This is a genomic window from Stenotrophomonas sp. GD03958, assembly GCF_029839005.1.
GTDB lineage: Bacteria > Pseudomonadota > Gammaproteobacteria > Xanthomonadales > Xanthomonadaceae > Stenotrophomonas > Stenotrophomonas hibiscicola.
This window is the reverse complement of record NZ_JAOBZT010000019.1, coordinates 50477-67348: the sequence shown is the minus strand read 5'-3', so window position 1 is coordinate 67348 and position 16872 is coordinate 50477. Positions and strand designations below refer to the sequence as shown.

The following is a 16872-nucleotide window of genomic DNA, read 5'->3' as shown; positions in this document are numbered from 1 at the left end:
CTTTCCTCAACACACCCACCCATTCATAAAAACCCATTGATAGGAATGAAATTAGTAGTATCCTATCTATCTCTTATGGACCGACCCCTCGACGAGCGCACCGTGCTGCAGATGCAGCTCAGCTCCGGCCTGCTGTACGCAGGGCGGCAGTGGCAGCGCCTGGCCGACAGTCGGCTCGGCAGCTACGGCATCTCCACCGCCTGCACCATGCCCCTGCTGATGATCGGCCGCTCCGGCGGTGGCATCCGCCAGGTGGCCCTGGCCCAGCAGCTGGGCATGGAGGGTCCTTCCCTGGTGCGCCTGCTGGACAAGCTGTGCGCCAGCGACCTGGTCCGCCGCGAGAGCGACGCCAGCGACCGCCGCGCCAACCTGCTGTGGCTGACCGACGCGGGCCATGCGCTGGTCAGCGAGCTGGAAGACCAGTTGATCGGCCTGCGCCAGGACGTGTTCGGCGAGCTTTCCATGGATGAACTGCACGCCGTGCTGAAGGCATGGCGCCTGCTGGCCGAGGCCGCCGACCGCATCACGTAAGACCGCTGCCCCGAACACCGCCGCTGCCGTGCACACGCCAGCGGCTTTTGCCCGTTGCCGTTGTTCTGTTGTCCCTCCCCTCCCCCACCTCGCCCCCGCCCCTTCCGATGCCCGGTGAATTCAGTCTCCATGGAGTGTTCGTCCCGACCCTGCTCGGGCTGATGTTGTTGGCCTACCTGGTCAACAGCGGCCTGCACGCGCTGCTGCAGCGTGCCGGCGCCTATCGCCACGTATGGCACCCGGCGCTGTTCAACCTGGCGCTGTACGGAATCGTGCTGGGCCTGCTGTTCCACCTCCTGCGTTGGATGCAATCGTGAACAAGATCGTGAAGAAGACCCTGCCGGTGCTGCTGACCAGCGCAGCCGTGATCATCGCCCTGCTGGTGCTGCGCCAGCTGTGGGTTTATTACATGGATGAGCCGTGGACCCGCGACGCCCATGTCGGTGCCGACGTGGTGCAGGTGGCACCGGACGTGTCCGGGCTGGTGGAAACGGTGAACGTGGCCGACAACCAGGCGGTGAAGAAGGGCGACGTGCTGTTCGTGATCGACCGCGCGCGCTACCGCATCGCGCTGGAACAGGCCAAGGCCAGCTTGGCCGAGCGCCAGGCCTCGGTGGCGCAGCTGCGCCGCGAAATCGGCCGTGACCGCAGCCTGCAGGATCTGGTCGCCGCCGAGGACGCCGAAGTGCGCCGCGCCAAGCTGCAGGCTGCACAGGCTGCGCTGGGCACCGCACAGGCGGCGGTCGACCTGGCCGAGCTCAACCTGGGCCGCACCGAGGTGCGCGCACCGGCCGATGGCCGGGTCAACGACCGCACCATGCGCGTGGGCGACTACGTGGTGGCCGGCAAGCCGGTGCTGGCGCTGCTGGACACCGGCTCGTTCCGCATCGACGGCTACTTCGAGGAAACCCGCCTGCGCGGCGTGGCCCCGGGGCAGCGCGTGGACATCCGCCTGATGGGCGAATCGGCGCCGCTGCGCGGCCATGTCGAGAGCATCGCCGCCGGCATCGAGGATCGCTACCGCAGCAACGGCAGCACCCTGCTGCCGAACGTGACCCCGGCCTTCGACTGGGTGCGCCTGGCGCAGCGCATTCCGGTGCGCATCGCGATCGACGAAGTGCCAAAGGGCGTTGAGCTGATTGCCGGCCGTACCGCCACGGTGACCGTACAGACCAACAGCACGAAGCATGCAGACAAGGTCGGCACCGCGCCGACACAGGCGGGCCTGTGAACGCCACCCTGCCCCGTCTCGGCCTGATCGTCGCGCTGGCCAGCCTGGCCGCGTGCAGGACCGTCGGCCCGGACTACGCGCTGCCGGAAGGCTCGGCGTTCAAGCGCCCGGAGGCCAATGCGGCCTTCATCGATACGCAGAACCCGCAGGTGGCCGCCAACCAGGCGCTGCCCGACCGCTGGTGGTCGTTGTACAACGACCCGGTGCTGGACGGGCTGATCACCCAGGCGCTGCGTGACAACGTGGAACTGAAGGCCGCCGATGCGCACCTGCGCCGCGCCGCCGCCGTGTACGAACAGGCGCTGGACGCCGGCGGCTTCGAGTACGAGGCCGAGGCCGGCGTCAGCCGCGCGCAGCTGTCGGCCGAATCGTTCCTGCAGGAGCACGAGCTGCCGGTGATCAACCTGGCCGATGGCAAGTTCGCGGTCAGCTACCAGTTCGACCTGTTCGGCAAGCTCAAGCGCGGCGCCGAAGCGGCGCGTGCCGACGAGCAGTCGGTGGCGGCGGCACGCGATCTGGCCCAGGTCAGTGTGGTCGCCCAGGTGGCCGACAGCTACCTGGAAATCTGCCATGCCAACCACGAACTGCACGTGGCCGAGCATTCGCTGCAGCTGCAACAGCGCAGCCGCACCGTTACCGAGCGCCTGATCGCGGCTGGCCGTGGCACGCCGCCGGAGCTGGCCCGCGCCAATGCCCAGGTGGCGCTGCTGGAAGCTGCACTGCCGCCGCTGCATGCGCAGCGCTCGGCGGCCGCTTATTCGCTGGCCGCCCTGCTCGGGCAGACCCCGGGCCAGCTGCCGGCTGGCGTGATCGACTGTGCACACGCCCCCGGCCTGGCGCAGCCCCTGCCGGTCGGTGATGGCCGTGCGCTGCTGCAGCGCCGCCCGGACGTGCGCCAGGCCGAACGCAAGCTGGCCTCGGCCACCGCGCGCATTGGCGTGGCCACCGCCGAACTGTATCCGGACATCCGCCTGGGTGCCTCGGTGGGTGCCGCCGGCCTGCTGGAAGACTTCGGCACGCCGATGACCCAGCAATGGTCGATCGGCCCGCTGATTTCGTGGACGTTGCCGTCGTCGGGCACGCACGCGCGCATCCACGCCGCCGAAGCCGGTGCCGACGCGGCGCTGGCCGAGTTCGACCACACGGTCCTGCAGGCGCTGCGCGAGACCCAGACCGCGCTGGACCGCTATGCGCAGGACCTGCGCCGGCTGCAGTCGCTGCGCATCGCTCAGGAACAGGCCGCACTGGCTGCCGAGCAGAACCGCCGGCTGTACCAGGGCGGCCGCACGCCGTACCTGTCCAGCTTGGATGCCGACCGCAGCCTGGCCAGCAGCGATGCCACCCTGGCCGCTGCCGAAGCGCAGGTCTCGCGCGACCAGATCCATCTGTTCCTGGTGCTGGGCGGTGGCTGGCAGGCAAGCGCCACCGCGCCCAACGCCTCGACCGCAGCGAAGTAAGCCATGAACGCGCTGACCGACCGCCAGGCCTGGCTGTTCTCGATCAAGACCTACCTGGCCGCGGTGACCGCGCTGTACATCGCCATGGCCGGCAACCTGTCGCGCCCGTACTGGGCGATGGGCACGGTCTACATCGTCAGCCAGCCGCTGCTGGGCCCGACCCGGGCCAAGGGCGTGTACCGCATCGTCGGCACCCTGGTGGCCGGCCTGGCCACGCTGCTGGTGCTGCCGGCGCTGGTGGAAACGCCGCTGGTGCTGAGTGCGGCGATGTCGATCTGGCTGGCCGGCTGCCTGTTCATGGCGCTGCTCAACCGCGGCCCGCGTGGCTATGCGTTCCTGCTGGCCGGCTACACCACCGCCTTCATCGGCTTCCCGGCGGTGACCTCGCCGGAAACCATCTTCGACACGGTGGTGGCACGCAGCGAGGAGATCATTCTCGGCACGGTGGTGGCGGTGCTGTTCGCGTCGCTGCTGTTCCCGGCCTCGGTGCGGCCGATGCTGCGTGCGCGCATCGGCACGTGGATGGAGGACGCCGCGCAGTGGTGCCGGCAGATCCTTGAACGTGGCCGCGCGCATGCGCCACGCAACCGGCTGGCCGCCGACCTGGTGCAGTTCGAGGCATTGATCGAGTTCCTGCGCCGCGACGACCCGCGCCATGCCGGTTCGGCAGTGTCGATGGAGCGGCTGCGCGAACGCATGCTGCTGCTGTTGCCGGTGCTGTCCTCGATTGCTGACCGCCTGAGCGCGCTGCGCAGCGATGGCCAGGCCCTGCCTGAAGGTTTGCCGGCGCTGGTCGATGACATCCACGACTGGCTGGACGGCCCGACCAACGCCAGTGAGTACGCGCGGCTGCGCGCGCGCATCAGCGCGCTGAAGCCGCAGGTGGACCGCGACCTGCAGCACCTGCAGCTGGCCAGCCTGCTGCTGCGCCTGGAGGAGCTGGTGGACCTGTGGCAGGACTGCCGCACCCTGCAGCACGCAATCGATCAGGGCACCGCGCCGCTGGACCGCGCGCACTATCGCATCCGCACCGAACGGGTGGCCGCCGACAGGCACGTCGACTACGGCATGGCACTGTTCTCCGCGCTCAGTGCCGGCGTGGCACTGATGAGCTACTGCGTACTGTGGATCGCGCTCGGTTGGGAGGGCGGTGGCAACGGCGCGATGATGGCGGCGGTGACTGCCGCATTCTTCGCCGCACAGGACGATCCGGCCCCCAGCATGGTGCAGTTCCTCGTGTGGGCGATGGTCGCCTCGGTTGTGGCCGGCGTGTACCTGTTCGGCGTGTTCCCGGCCGTGCACGACTTCGGCCTGCTGGCGCTGGTGCTGGCGGTGGCGTTCCTGCCGCTGGGGCTGATGCTGCACCACCCCAAGAGCGCGCTGTTCGCGCTGCCGCTGACAGTCAACCTGGCTGCGTTGCTGAGCCTGCAGAACACCTACAGCGCCAACATCCAGACCTTCCTCAACTCGTCGATCGCGATGTTCATCGGCATTGGCTTTGCAGTGGTGATGACCCGCCTGTTCCGTTCGGTGGGTGCCGAGTGGACCGCACGCCGGCTGGTGCGGCAGGGCTGGACCACGCTGGCCGAAGCCGCCGAAGGACGCGGCCAGCAGGATCGGCAGCGCTTCGCCGCACGCATGCTCGACCTGCTGGGCCTGCTCGCCCCGCGCCTGGCGGCGACGCCGGAGGGCAGCGACATCGCCTCGGTGGACATGCTCAACGAAGCACGCATCGGCCTGAACATCCTGCAGCTGCGCCGCGCCCGGCTGGAACTGCCCGAGCGCAGCCGTGAGGCGGTCGAGCACATTCTGGAAGAGGTGGCCGTGCACTACCGCCGGCAGATCGCCGCGCGCAAGCCGATGGTGGCAGCCGACGCATTGCGCGAGCGGCTGGATACCTCGCTGGCACGGGTCGGCAGTGTGGCCGCCTGCAAGGCGCGCGACGAGGCGCTGATGGGCCTGATCGGCCTGCGCTTCGCGCTGTTCCCGGAGGCCAAAGCGTTGGCGCCGGGCTTGGCGATGAGTGCAGCCGAACAGCCGTAGCGCGATACCCTGTGCGTCCACAGACCCCGTTGCCGGGGTCGGATCCTTCGCCGCGGGCGAAGGCGCTGACCCCGGCTCTGCACAGGAAGCTCCAATGAGTTACGACATGATGGTGTTCGACGCCAGCGTTGCCCCGCGCGAGGCGGGGGCCTTCATCGCCTGGTTCGAAAAGCAGACGCAGTGGAACGAGCGCCACGAGTACGACGACCCGGCGGTCAGCAGCCCGGCGCTGCAGGCGTGGTTCGCGGAGATGGCGCAGGACTTCCCGCCGTTGAACGGGCCGCTGAGCAACGACGATGACGACCGTGCCGAGGTGACCGAGTACAGCATCGGCCGCGAGGTGATCTATGGCGCGTTCGCGTACTCGGTGGCCGAGCGCGCGCACGGCCGCGTGCAGGACCTGGCCGAGAAACACGGCGTGGGCTTCTTCGATGTGAGTGCCGATGAAGCGGCGATCGTGTTCCCGGATGGGTTGGTGTTGATCGCGGAATGACGGGGGCGGCAGGGCTGCGCCCTGCACCTGCCGAATCAACGTCAACGTCAACGGCAGAAGCCTGCATTCCGTAGGTTGGCGGGGTGGGTCCGGTTGCGGGGGACGCTGCAAGTCCCCCTCCGGGGCCCGGCCCAGCCGCTGGCGGCTGTGCGTTCGGGCGCTTTCGAAGCAGTGCTTCGCAAGCAAAGCGCCCTCACCCATGTAAGCTCGGTCGCCGCTTGCTCGTGTGCACTGTCCTGCGCACACGGCAAGCGTCCTGCCCAACCCGCCCGAGGCATGCCTCGGGCCCATGCGGCTCACGCCCCCGCACACGGACCCACCCCGCCTTCGACAGTTTCCCGCGAGCTGTCGGAACGACGCATTGCTCTGGTGGGTGTCGACCTTGGTCGACACGGTGGATCCACGCCATGCGTGGATGAAGGTGCGCGTTGTGATTGGAGGGATTGGAGGGATTGGAAGGACTGACGTCAGAACAGCTGGCCCTGCACCGTCGGTTCTTCGATCAGTGTCGATGGTGCTTCGATCACTTCTTCCGCACCCAACCGCCAGGCCAGGCCACCCAACCGGCTGGCGTGGCGTTTCAATGCGGCCTGCAGCACCTCTGCGCTACCCGCCACATGCAGCACCTGGCGGGCGCGGGTGAGGCCGGTGTAGACCAGCTCGCGCGACAGCACGCGGCTGTCCTGGCGCGGCAGCTGCAACCACACTTCATCGAACTCCGAGCCCTGTGCCTTGTGCACGGTCATCGCAAAGGCGCTTTCGTGCGCGGGCAGTGCGGCCGGGTGGAAGGCGCGCGGCTGGTCGACGCTGTCGCCGGGGAACCAGGCCACCATCGCGCCGCTGCCATCGCGCAGGCAGATGCCGATATCGCCGTTGAACAGGCGGTGCCGGTAGCTGTTCTCGGTCACCAGCAGCAGGCGACCCTGGAAGTAGCCCGGGGTGTTGCCGGCCAGCAGCTGTTCGATGCGGCTGTTGAGCCCGCGCGCACCCTGCGGGCCTTCGCGCAACGCGGTCAGCACGCGCAGGCGCCCGGCCTGCTGCAGGGCAAGCGCTGGATCGGCCGCGTCTGCCAGTGCACGCCAGTGGCCCAGCAGGTGCTCGCGCTGGCCGCGCAATGGATCGGCCTCGCCTTCGTGGAAATGCACGCCTGCCAGCGACCCACCGCGCAGCAGCTGCAATGCGGCGCTGCTGTCGCCGTCGCGCACGGCATGCGCCAGCGGTGCCAGGTCCAGCGCATCGCTCTGCCGGTAACCGCGCTGCAACTGCACGCGGCGGCCAGCGAAGGCGCGTGGTGCCGCCTGCGGCTGCAGCGTAGCCGGAAGCAGCAGACCCTGCAGTGCCTGCGCATCATCGGCGCGGGTGCCGATGCCATCACCGCTGGCACGCAGGATCGCACTGAGCACGTCACCGGCCTCGACCGAGGGCAACTGATCGGGATCGCCGAGCAGGATCAGCCGCGTGCCGCTGGCGACCGCGTCAACCAGCTTGGCCATCATCGGCAGATCGATCATCGACGCTTCGTCGACCACTACCACATCCACCGGCAGTGGATTATCAGCGTGGTGGCGGAAGCGCGGTGAATCGGGAATCACGCCGAGCAGGCGATGCAGGGTGGTGCCGGTACTGGGCAATGCCGCGCACAGCGCCGGGTCCACGCCGTTCTCCTGCAGGCGCTGCACGGCCAGACGCAGGCTCTCGGCCATGCGCTCGGCGGCGCGTCCGGTAGGCGCGGCCAGCGCCACTTCGGGCAGCGGCTGGCCGGCGGCACGGGCCTGCGCCGCCAGCAGCAGCAACAGGCGCGCGATGGTGGTGGTCTTGCCGGTGCCGGGGCCGCCGGTGACCAGTGCCAGCGGATGGCGCAGGGTCACGCCGGCTGCGCGTGCCTGGTGATCTTCACTGTTCAATGCCTGCGGGAACAGCTGCGCGAACAGCGGCGCCAACGCCGTCATGTCCGGCGCCGGCAGCAGATGCCGGCCGATGCGCTGCAGCCCAGCCGCCAACTGCCGCTCGTACTCGCGATAGCGGCGCAGGTAGAGCAGGCCGTTCTCCAGCACCAGCGGCGCATCCTCGGCGATGGCATCGGCCTGCTCCGGCGTCGCTACCCACGGCGATGCGCGCAGCTGCGCCAGCCAGTCCTGCGCGGCAGGCCACTCGGGCACGCCGTCCAGCAACCGCTGCGGTTGTGCCGGATCAAACCCGGCATGGCCCTGCGACACCGCCAGCGAGGCCAGCGCGGCAGCCAGCGCCACGCTCTCGGGCGTGTCGTCGCGCAGCCGCTGCAGGCTGGTCGCCAATGCATGATCGAGAGTGCGCAGCTGGCCCTTCTGGTGCAGTTCCTTCAGCAGGCTCATGCGCTGGCCCCCCGCGCACGTGCGGCCAGTTCGGCCTGGGCCTGTTCGCCACCGGCGAACAACGCATCCAGCGCATCCACCAGCGCCAGCGGGAAGCGGTCCACGTGCACGCCGTTGCCGGTGCCATCCAGGCCGCGGCAGAACAGGTAGCGGATGCCGCCCATGTCGCGCTCGTAGTCGTAGGCCGCGCCCAGGCGGAAGCGCAGCCAGCGATGCAGGGCCACGGTGTAGATCAGCGCCTGCAGGTCGTATTCGCTGTGGCGCATGGCAATGGCCAGCAGGTCCGGGCTGTAGCCGGGCAGGCGGTTGGATTTGTAGTCGAGCACGTACCAGCGCCCGTCGCGCACGTAGGTCAGGTCGATCATGCCGGTCATCAGCCCTTCCAGGCGGCGGCGCTGGCCGAAGCCGCGCCGGCCACTGGAAATGCCGTGCGCATGCAGCACCTGCAGCAGGGCCGGCACCGTGGTTGGTTCGATGGCGAAATGGAAGTCGATTTCGGCGCGGCGCTCGCCTTCTCCCAGGCTGTGCAGCGCGCCGCCTTCGGGCAGCGGCACGGTCAGGGTGTGGCCAACCAGCGGCACCAGCACCGCCACGCCGTCGTCCAGGTCGACGTCGGCATAGCCTTCGTCGTGCAGCGCCTTGCGCAGTACCTCGGCCTGCCCCTCGGGCGCTTCCAGCCCCGGCTGCCAGTCAGCCCATGCAGCAAAGTCGACGTTCTCCATTGCCTCATGCAGCACGTTGCCGAAGCGACTGCCCATGAAGCGCGGATCGAGCGGGGCGTTGTCCTCGGCGGCCGCGGTGGGTTCAGGCAGCGCCGGTTCCAATGGCAGTTCCGGGCCGGCCGGTTCGTCGGCGGCCGGTGCCGGCAGCTCGGTGGCGGCCGCTTCGATATCGCTGCCAACGCCTGCATCTGCGTGGGCCAGCTGGGTAAAGCTGTAGACCCACCAGTCGTGCGGCACGCGCCGGGTCAGTGCACGCACGGCTGGAAGCTCACCTTCCACTTCGGCCGCCAGCTGCGGCAGCGTGGCCGGCGCCTCGCTGTCATCGATGTGCACATCGGCGAGCGCGCGCAGCGCCTGCAGGTCACCCAGCAGCGGCGCCAGCCGCGTCTTGCCGAGCCCGGCCAGATCACCCACGGCGATCCACAGCGCATGCTCGGCGCGGGTCAGTCCCACATACAGCAGGCGCGCATCCTCGGCGCGCTGCTCGCGTTCGCGCTGCGCCGTAGCTGCTTCCCAGGCCTCGTCCTTGTCCAGCTTCCAGTGCAGCTGGCGCTGGCCGCCCACATGCACCGTGCAGTGCGAGGCGGTGTTCGGTGCGCCGCCGTCGATGCCGACAAAGGGCAGGAACACCAGCGGATACTCCAGGCCCTTGCTCTTGTGCAGGGTGATGATCTGCACGCGGCGCGCATCCGATTCCAGGCGCAGCAGCTGCTGCTCGTCATCCTGGTCGGCGCTGGCCATGTGTCCCTGCAGCCAGTCCAGCAGGCCATGCATGCCCAGCGCCTGCGCGGAGGCTTCCTGCAGCAGTTCACCCAGCTGCAGGTAATTGGTGAGGCGGCGCTCGCCATCGATCAGCGCCAGCAGACGCTCGCCCTGCGCGGCACAGACATCGGCGATCACCGCGAACGGCCCGCCGCGCTGCCAGCGCTCTCGCCAGTGCAGCAGCTGCGCCTGGAACCCGCGTTGCAGGTCGCCGTCGCGTTCCATCGCCGCAATCGCACTTGCGCGCTGGCCGAGCAGTACCGTGGCCAGCGCTGCGCGCAGGCGGCCCTCGTCGGCCGGTTGCAGCAGTGCCAGCAGCAGCGCACGCAGATCACGCGCTTCAGGCGTGGAAAACAGGCTCTGTTTGCCGGCTGCCACTGCCGGAATGCCGACCGCGGCCAGTGCGCGCTGCACCAGGGTGGCCTCGCGATGCGAGCGCACCAGCACCGCGATGTCACCGGGCTGCACCGGGCGCCCACGCAACACGGCATTGCCCGCACGCGCCTCGACCAGGATCTGGTGAATCGCGGCCACGCAGGCCTGGGTCGCCGCATCGCGCGAGGCATCGGCGCTCATCGCCTTGTCACCGCCACTGCGCAGCACGCGCAGGGTGAGCGCCGCGGCGGCATGGCCGTCGCGCTGGTAGTCCGCATCGCTGCGCACGCCACCGGGCCGCACCGGCTCGAACTGGATGTCGCGTTCGAGGAAGGCGTCTTCGCCAGCGTTGTCGTACAGCGCCTGCAGCGCGCGCAGCACAGCGGGTCGCGAGCGGAAGTTCTGGTCCAGTACCGGCGCCTGCTGCGCCACCTGCTTGGCCTTCAGGTAAGTGTGGATATCACCGCCGCGGAAACCGTAGATCGCCTGCTTGGGGTCGCCGATCAGGAACAACGCCGGTGCCAGGCCCAGCTCGCGCACCTCCGGCGAATCACCGAACACGGTGTGGAAGATGCCCCACTGGCGATCGTCGGTATCCTGGAACTCATCAACGAGCGCGATGCGGTACTGCGCGCGCAACTGCCTGACCAGCGTCAGTCGCTGCGGGCCTTCCAGGGCGAGCGCTACGCCATCGATCAGATCGTCGTAGGTCTGCACCCGGCGGACGCGCTTCAGTGCCTGCAGCCGCTGCGTGGCGTCGGCGCGAAGCGCGTGCAGGAAATTCAATGCGGTGGCACGCAACCAGGCATCGCGTTCGGCCAGCAGCACGACATAGCGCGCCAACGGTGCCTGCAATGGCGACGACGGCGTGCGCTCGGCGAATTTCTTGTTGGTCTTGCTGGCCAGCACCTCCGGCAGCAGTGCCGGCAGGCGATCGCCGGCCAGCAGCTCGCGCGGGTCGGCGCGGCCAGCCCAGGCCAGCAGCTGCCGGCCCAGCGGGTGCAGCCAACCCAGCTTGTAAGACACGCCGTTGATCCACTTGTTGTCGACGGCATCGCACAGGTCGATGAAGAACTGCTCGCCATGCTCGCGCAGCGCCTGCTGCAGTTCGGCGGCGGTGGCCTGCAATGCTGGGTGTGGATCGGCCAGCGCCACCGGCCGTGGCAGCGGGTGCAGAGGCGGCGTAGCCAGCAGCGCGCGCAGATCGGCGGCCAGCGCGTCGGGGCTCGACCACAGCCAGGTCAGCGGCTCCAGCGTGGCCGGGTCGTTGGCATGCACGCGCCACAGATCGGCCGCGAGCTCCTCCAGCAGTTCACGGTCGCTGGCCAGCAGTTCCGGCGGATCAAAGGTGTGGCCGCTTTCCAGCGCATGCTCGCGCAGCACGCGCGTACAGAAACCATGAATGGTGAAGATGGACGCCAGGTCGATCTCGTCTGCGGCCACCTGCAGGCGGCGTTTCAGTGCGGCGGCGCTCTCGGTGCCGCCCTGCAGATGGCGCTGCAGCACGTCGCGCGTCAATCGCACCTCCGGTGCTTCACCGTCGGCCGCTTCCAGGTCGACCAGGCGCGCGGCCAGCGCCAGGCGCTCGCGGATGCGCTTGCGCAGTTCCTGGGTGGCGGCGTCGGTGAAGGTCACCGCCAGGATCTGGCCGATGCGCAGGCCCTGCTCCACCACCAGGCGGGTGAACAACGTGGCCAGGGTGAAGGTCTTGCCGGTGCCGGCGCTGGCTTCGATCAGCCGGATGCCCTCCAGCGGCAGCGCCAGATAGGGATCGCGGCTGAGGGATTCGATGCCGTCTTCGGCCATGGCGGTGTTCATGCGTTGCCCTCCTGGCGTGCTTCGGTGCCGAGAGCGCGGCCTTCGCGCACCGCGCTGAAGACCACCTGGCTGTTGCGCAGCAGGTCAGCGTAGCCGGCATCGGTGGCGAACGGGTCGGCACCCCGCAGCAGCAGCTGCCAGGCATCGCTGCTGGATTCACCCCAGCTGCGGTCGCTGCCGTGCCACTGCTTCCAGCCTTCGCTGCGCTGCTTTTCTGCCGGCGCGTTGTACAGCACCCAGCCGGTATACGGGGCAAAGCGCAGCGGTTCACGCAGGCCACGCTGGCGCAGCTGCAGCAGCGCGCGCAGTGCTGCGCGTGCAGCGGGAGCGCTCAATGCCGGCAGCACGTGCGGACCGGGACCGGCATCGCCGCCGTCATGGAACTGCACAAGCGGCAACGCATCGCCCGCAGCGTTCGCCAGCAGCCAGTCCAGGCCGTGGCGGATCACTGCATTGCCATTGAGTGTGCCGGCACGCAGGCGCACCAGCCCTTCGGGATGCCGATCGGCCACGCGGCCATGCAGGCGCACGCCATCGATGTCCACTTCGTAGCGACGGCTTTCCAGTGGTTCGCCCTGCATCCAGCCCAGCAGCGCACTGGCATACGGGCGTGTCTTCAACTGCTCCACCTCGAACTGGCGCTCGCCCAATGGACCCGACGGCAGCAGGCCACGCGCGCGCAGCCGCGGGTACAACGGCTCGGCATCGCCGCTGAGCGTGGCGCGTACCACCGCCGCCTGCACACTGCGCTTTTCCGGCCCGCGCGCGGACAGCACCAGCGGTTCCAGGTCATCCACCTCCTCGACCTCGTCGGCCAGGCGAAGCCCCAGCGACTGTGCGAGGAACTGCCCGGCCGGGTCGCACAGGAAACGACGCAGGGTATCGAGTGCGACCTCGTCTTCCACCGCATCGTCGAGCGGCGGCGGCAATGGTGCATCGAACCACGGCTGCAGGTCGCCCCGCTGGCCGCTGAGGCGCCCGGCGGCCGGATGCCACTGGCGGCGATAGCTGAAGCGACGTGGATCGCCATCGCCGAAGGCAGCCGGTGAGAACGGCTGCAGTGCGTGGCGCACGGTGAAATCGCGGACCGCCGCCGGCGGATCGAGGTGATACGCGGCGGCGGCATCGATCAGTTCACTGACCAGCACCGACGGCTCACGTACGCTGCCATCGCGCGGATCGGCGCCGAGATAGCTGAGATAGAACACCTCCTGCGCGGCGGCGAACAGCTGCAGGAACAGGAAGCGATCATCCTCGCGGGTGGAGCGGTCGCCAGGACGGCGGCGCGGCGTATCCAGCTCGGCGGTGAGCTGGTTGAGGCCCGCGGCCGGGTCCCGGCGCGGGAAATCGCCATCGTTGAGGCCGAGCACGCAGATCACCCGGAACGGCAGCAGCCGCATCGGCACCATGCGGCCGAAGCTGATGCCACCGGTCAGCAGCGGTGCGCGCGTGTCGGCCTCGCCCAATGCGCCGGCGAAATGTGCGCGGACCACTTCAGGCGGCACGCCGTCCTCGAAGCCGGCCTTGGCGGCATCGTCGGCAAACTGGTTGAGCAGCTTGCGCAGTCGCTCCAGCGCGCGCTGGCTGTTGGGTGAACCGGGCGCGGTCGGCAGCAGCGCGTCCAGCAGCGACAGCAGACGCTGCCGCCACTGCGCCGGTGTCAGCAGCTCGCCGAGGCGTCGCTGGTAGACCGCCAGCACGCGCAGCAGGCGCAGCAACCGGTCCAGCGCGTCCAGCGCACCGCCTTCCAGTTCGATCCACGGCGCCACGCCGGCCACGTCGGCCTCGCTGCCGGTGGCATGGCCGAGTACCAGGCGATCCAGCGCGAACTGCCAGGTGTAGGCGTCGTCGGCCGGTGCCTTGTGCTGGTTGCGGTGTTTCGCATCCAGGCCCCAGCGTGCACCGGCCTGCTGCAGCCAGCCATGCAGGCGGTCGAAGTCCACCGCTTCCAGCCCGGCCGCTTCGGCCAGCGGGGCGCTGGCCAACAGGTCCAGCACTTCGTTCAGGCCAAAGCGCGAGACCGGCAGGCCCAGCAGATGCACGAACACATCGGCCAGCGGCTCGCCCGCCAGCGGGCTGCTGTCTGCCAGCGCATATGGAATGTGTCCCTCCTCGCCGCCGCGACCGCCGAACACCGCTTCCAGATACGGCACATAGGGATCGATGTCCGGCGCCAGCACCGCGATCTCACGTGCCTGCAGCGGCGGGTCGAAGCGCGGGTCCTGCAGCAGGCTGCGCAGCTGGTCGTGAAGTACCTGCAACTCACGCAGGCGGGTGTGGCAGGCGTGTACCTGCAGGCTGGGGTCGTCGCTGCGCAGGCCGTCGCGCAGTTCACCCGAGGGCAGCGCGCGACGGTGGAACAGGTCACGCTGCAGGCGATGCAGCAGGCTGTCGGACAGGCCACCTTCGTCCAGGCTTGGCCCGGTGTCCTCCTCCGGATCGGAATAGGCGGCGATTTCGCCGGCCGGATGCACCACCTCGTAACTGCCCAGCACCGCCATGAAGTCGCGCCCGGCCGCACCCCACGCTTCCAGCAGCCGGTTCTCGCCGGCCGCTTCACCGAAGGGATCCGGTGCGCCACTGCGCAGGCGCTCGGCCAGCGTCTGCAGATCTCCCCAGTACGACTGCACCGGGGTGGGCAGATAGAAGTGCAGCTCGCCCACCCGGGCCTGGGTGGCCATCACCCGCAGCACGTCAGGCGAGATGTTGAGCGTTGCGAACGCGGACATGCGCGGCGGCAGGCCCTGCGGCAGGGGCTGGCCGGCGCCTTCGAAGCGGTCCAGGTACTCCTGGATGCGGCGGGCGCGGTAGTCGCGGCCGCGGGTGATGGTGCGCCACAGGATCGCCTGAGGGTCGGCCGGATCGGCACCGGCTGCCCAGCGCAGCAGCCAGTCGCGGCGCCAGGCCTGGTACTTCTCGAACACCGAGGCCAGCTCGCCGGCCAGCGCCCATGGTTTCAATGCGTCATCGCCGGCAAGATAGGACTGCAGCGCGCGCATCGGCGGCTGCGCCAGCAGCGCCGGGTCGCGCAGTGCCTGATACAGCTTCCAGTGCAGGCCGGCCGCGTCCAGATCGTCCTGCTCGCCGCTGACGTTGGCCTTCAGCGCCCGCGCCACGAACTCGCCGGGGGTCAGGAACTGGAGGTTGGCGGCGACGCCGAATTCCGCGGCCAGTGTCGCCTGCAGCCAGCGCCGCATCGCCACCTGCGGGATCAGCACCACTTCCGGCGCCAGCAGCGGCTGGCCCTGCACCGGCACACGCACATTGCGCGCCAGCAGCGCGGCCAGCACGTCCAGGGAATTGGAATGGTAGAGGCGGAAATCGCTGCCCGGGTCACTCATCATGCACAGTGTGCAGCACGGCAGGCAGTATTCAATGGTTGGCCCGCCAGCGGTACGGATTGTTCCGGCCCGCCGGCCGATTGTCCCGGCCTACGCGAGGCCTTGCCGTGCAACAATACTGGACCGTCCAGTCTGCTTATGTTCAGCCGACGGGCCCGATCCTTCGATGTCTAAAAAACGTTAATGGTGCCCATGTCGGCTTCCACCTCCAGTCTGGTGCAGTTATCCAACGTCCGCATCGACCGGAGCGGGCGCACGATCCTGCGCGACGTGTCGCTGCAGGTGCCTAGGGGCAGCATCACTGCCGTGCTCGGTCCGTCCGGCAGCGGCAAGTCGACCCTGCTGGCGGCACTGACCGGCGAACTGCGCCCGGTCGCCGGCGAGGTCACTCTGTTCGGCAAGCCGATCCCGCATGACAGCGGCGCACTGCTGGAAATGCGCAAGAGCGTGGGCGTGCTGCTGCAGGGCAATGGCCTGCTGACCGACCTCACTGTGGCCGAAAACGTCGCCCTGCCGCTGCGCACGCACACCCGCCTGCCGACCGCCGTGCTGCGCCGCCTGGTGGAAATGAAGCTGCATGCGGTGGGCCTGCTGGCCGCCGCCGATGCCTGGCCGCGCGAGCTGTCCGGCGGCATGGCGCGCCGTGTGGCGCTGGCCCGTGCGCTGGCGCTGGACCCGCCGCTGATGATCTACGACGAGCCGCTGACCGGGCTGGATCCGATCGCCTCCGGGGTGATCATGAGCCTGATCCAACGTCTCAACCACAGCCTGGGCCTGACCAGCATCATCGTCAGCCACCACGTGCACGAGACCCTGCCGATCTGCGACCAGGTGATCGCGATTGCCAATGGCGGCATCGTATTCCAGGGCACGCCCGAGGCGCTGCATTCCAGCCAGGACCCGCTGCTGCGGCAGTTCCTGCATGGCCAGCCCGATGGCCCCATCCCGTTCGATGCCGCGCCGCGCGCGAGGGTTGCCTGATGCCGTTCGTCCAAGCCACCCGTTCGCTTGGCCGCGCCGGCCTTTTCTCGCTGACCGTTTTGCGCGGTTCGCTGCCCACGCGTGATTTCCTTGCCGAGCTGACCCGCGAGATCTACAAGATCGGCGCGCGCTCGCTGCCCATCATCGCCGTCGGCGGTGCCTTTGTCGGCCTGGTGCTGACGCTGCAGGGCTACCGCACGCTGACCACCTTCGGTGCGGCCGACGCGCTGTCGACCCTGCTCGGCCTGTCGCTGTACCGCGAGCTGGCACCGGTGCTGACCGCGCTGCTGTTCATCGGCCGCGCCGGCAGCTCGATCGCCGCCGAACTGGGCCTGATGCGTGCCACCGACCAGATCAAGGCGCTGGAGCTGATGGCGATCGACCCGGTGGCCAAGGCGGTAGCGCCGCGCTTCTGGGCGGCGGTGCTGACCGTGCCGTTGCTGACCGGCATCTTCTGTTCGCTGGCGATCAGCGCCAGCTACTTCGAAGCCGTGCACGTGCTGGGCCTGGACAACGGCGTGTTCTGGTCGGCGCTGCGCAACAGCGTGGATTTCTGGGACGACTTCGGCGTGGCGATGCTGAAGTCGGCGATCTTCGGCGGCACTGCCGCGCTGGTGGCCGCCTATGTTGGTTTCCACGCCGAGCCGACCATTGAAGGCACTTCAGTGGCGACCACCCGTGCGGTGGTCAACGCCTCGCTGCTGGTGCTGATGTTCAACTTCGTGCTGTCGGCAATGTTGTTCACCTAACCCTCCCCCGGCCGTGCG

General features: G+C 69.1%; 11 protein-coding genes. 8 read left to right on the top strand and 3 right to left on the bottom strand.

Annotation, left to right across the window (positions count from 1 at the left end):
• The first annotated feature begins 75 nt into the window (after positions 1-75).
• The 6 genes from N5C25_RS08340 (at position 76) to N5C25_RS08315 (ending at position 5755) form a co-directional block, all read left to right on the top strand.
• Positions 76-531 carry a MarR family transcriptional regulator gene (locus N5C25_RS08340; RefSeq protein WP_012481667.1) on the top strand — a complete coding sequence of 152 codons (456 nt, stop codon included), beginning with the start codon at positions 76-78 and terminating at the stop codon, positions 529-531.
• A 107-nt stretch (positions 532-638) separates the two neighbouring features.
• On the top strand, positions 639-848 hold the full coding sequence (locus N5C25_RS08335) for a DUF1656 domain-containing protein (protein WP_010487502.1): 210 nt from the start codon (positions 639-641) through the stop codon (positions 846-848).
• On the top strand, positions 845-1762 hold the full coding sequence (locus N5C25_RS08330) for an HlyD family secretion protein (protein WP_279936766.1): 918 nt from the start codon (positions 845-847) through the stop codon (positions 1760-1762). The genes N5C25_RS08335 and N5C25_RS08330 overlap by 4 nt, the downstream gene beginning before the upstream one ends.
• Positions 1759-3219: an efflux transporter outer membrane subunit gene (locus N5C25_RS08325; RefSeq protein ID WP_279936765.1), complete on the top strand. Its 1461-nt coding sequence runs from the start codon at positions 1759-1761 to the stop codon at positions 3217-3219. Before N5C25_RS08330 ends, N5C25_RS08325 begins: the two co-directional genes overlap by 4 nt.
• 3 nt (positions 3220-3222) lie before the next feature.
• Positions 3223-5262 (top strand): FUSC family protein, encoded by a 2040-nt coding sequence (locus N5C25_RS08320; RefSeq protein ID WP_279936764.1) that lies wholly within the window; start codon positions 3223-3225, stop codon positions 5260-5262.
• A 94-nt stretch (positions 5263-5356) separates the two neighbouring features.
• Complete coding sequence (locus tag N5C25_RS08315) at positions 5357-5755, top strand: hypothetical protein (protein ID WP_251103024.1); 399 nt, start codon at positions 5357-5359, stop codon at positions 5753-5755.
• A gap of 467 nt (positions 5756-6222) precedes the next feature.
• Here N5C25_RS08315 and recD read toward each other — a convergent pair whose 3' ends face one another.
• From recD to recC, 3 genes are read right to left on the bottom strand one after another with little or no spacing between them, the layout of a single operon-like run.
• The gene (recD, locus tag N5C25_RS08310; RefSeq protein WP_279936763.1) at positions 6223-8106 is read right to left on the bottom strand and encodes an exodeoxyribonuclease V subunit alpha; all 1884 of its coding nucleotides are present in this window, start codon (positions 8104-8106) and stop codon (positions 6223-6225) included.
• Positions 8103-11783 (bottom strand): exodeoxyribonuclease V subunit beta, encoded by a 3681-nt coding sequence (recB, locus tag N5C25_RS08305; protein ID WP_279936762.1) that lies wholly within the window; start codon positions 11781-11783, stop codon positions 8103-8105. The genes recD and recB overlap by 4 nt, the downstream gene beginning before the upstream one ends.
• A complete protein-coding gene (gene recC / locus N5C25_RS08300) occupies positions 11780-15127 on the bottom strand; it encodes an exodeoxyribonuclease V subunit gamma (protein ID WP_279936761.1) in 3348 nt (1115 codons plus the stop codon). The genes recB and recC overlap by 4 nt, the downstream gene beginning before the upstream one ends.
• A gap of 189 nt (positions 15128-15316) precedes the next feature.
• Here recC and N5C25_RS08295 point away from each other — a divergent pair, with 189 nt between their 5' ends.
• Together N5C25_RS08295 and N5C25_RS08290 are read left to right on the top strand one after the other, a co-directional pair.
• Positions 15317-16105, top strand: a complete 789-nt coding sequence (locus tag N5C25_RS08295; RefSeq protein ID WP_058983116.1) for an ATP-binding cassette domain-containing protein — start codon at positions 15317-15319, stop codon at positions 16103-16105.
• On the top strand, positions 16105-16854 hold the full coding sequence (locus N5C25_RS08290) for an MlaE family lipid ABC transporter permease subunit (protein ID WP_005414955.1): 750 nt from the start codon (positions 16105-16107) through the stop codon (positions 16852-16854). The genes N5C25_RS08295 and N5C25_RS08290 overlap by 1 nt, the downstream gene beginning before the upstream one ends.
• Positions 16855-16872: the final 18 nt, after the last annotated feature.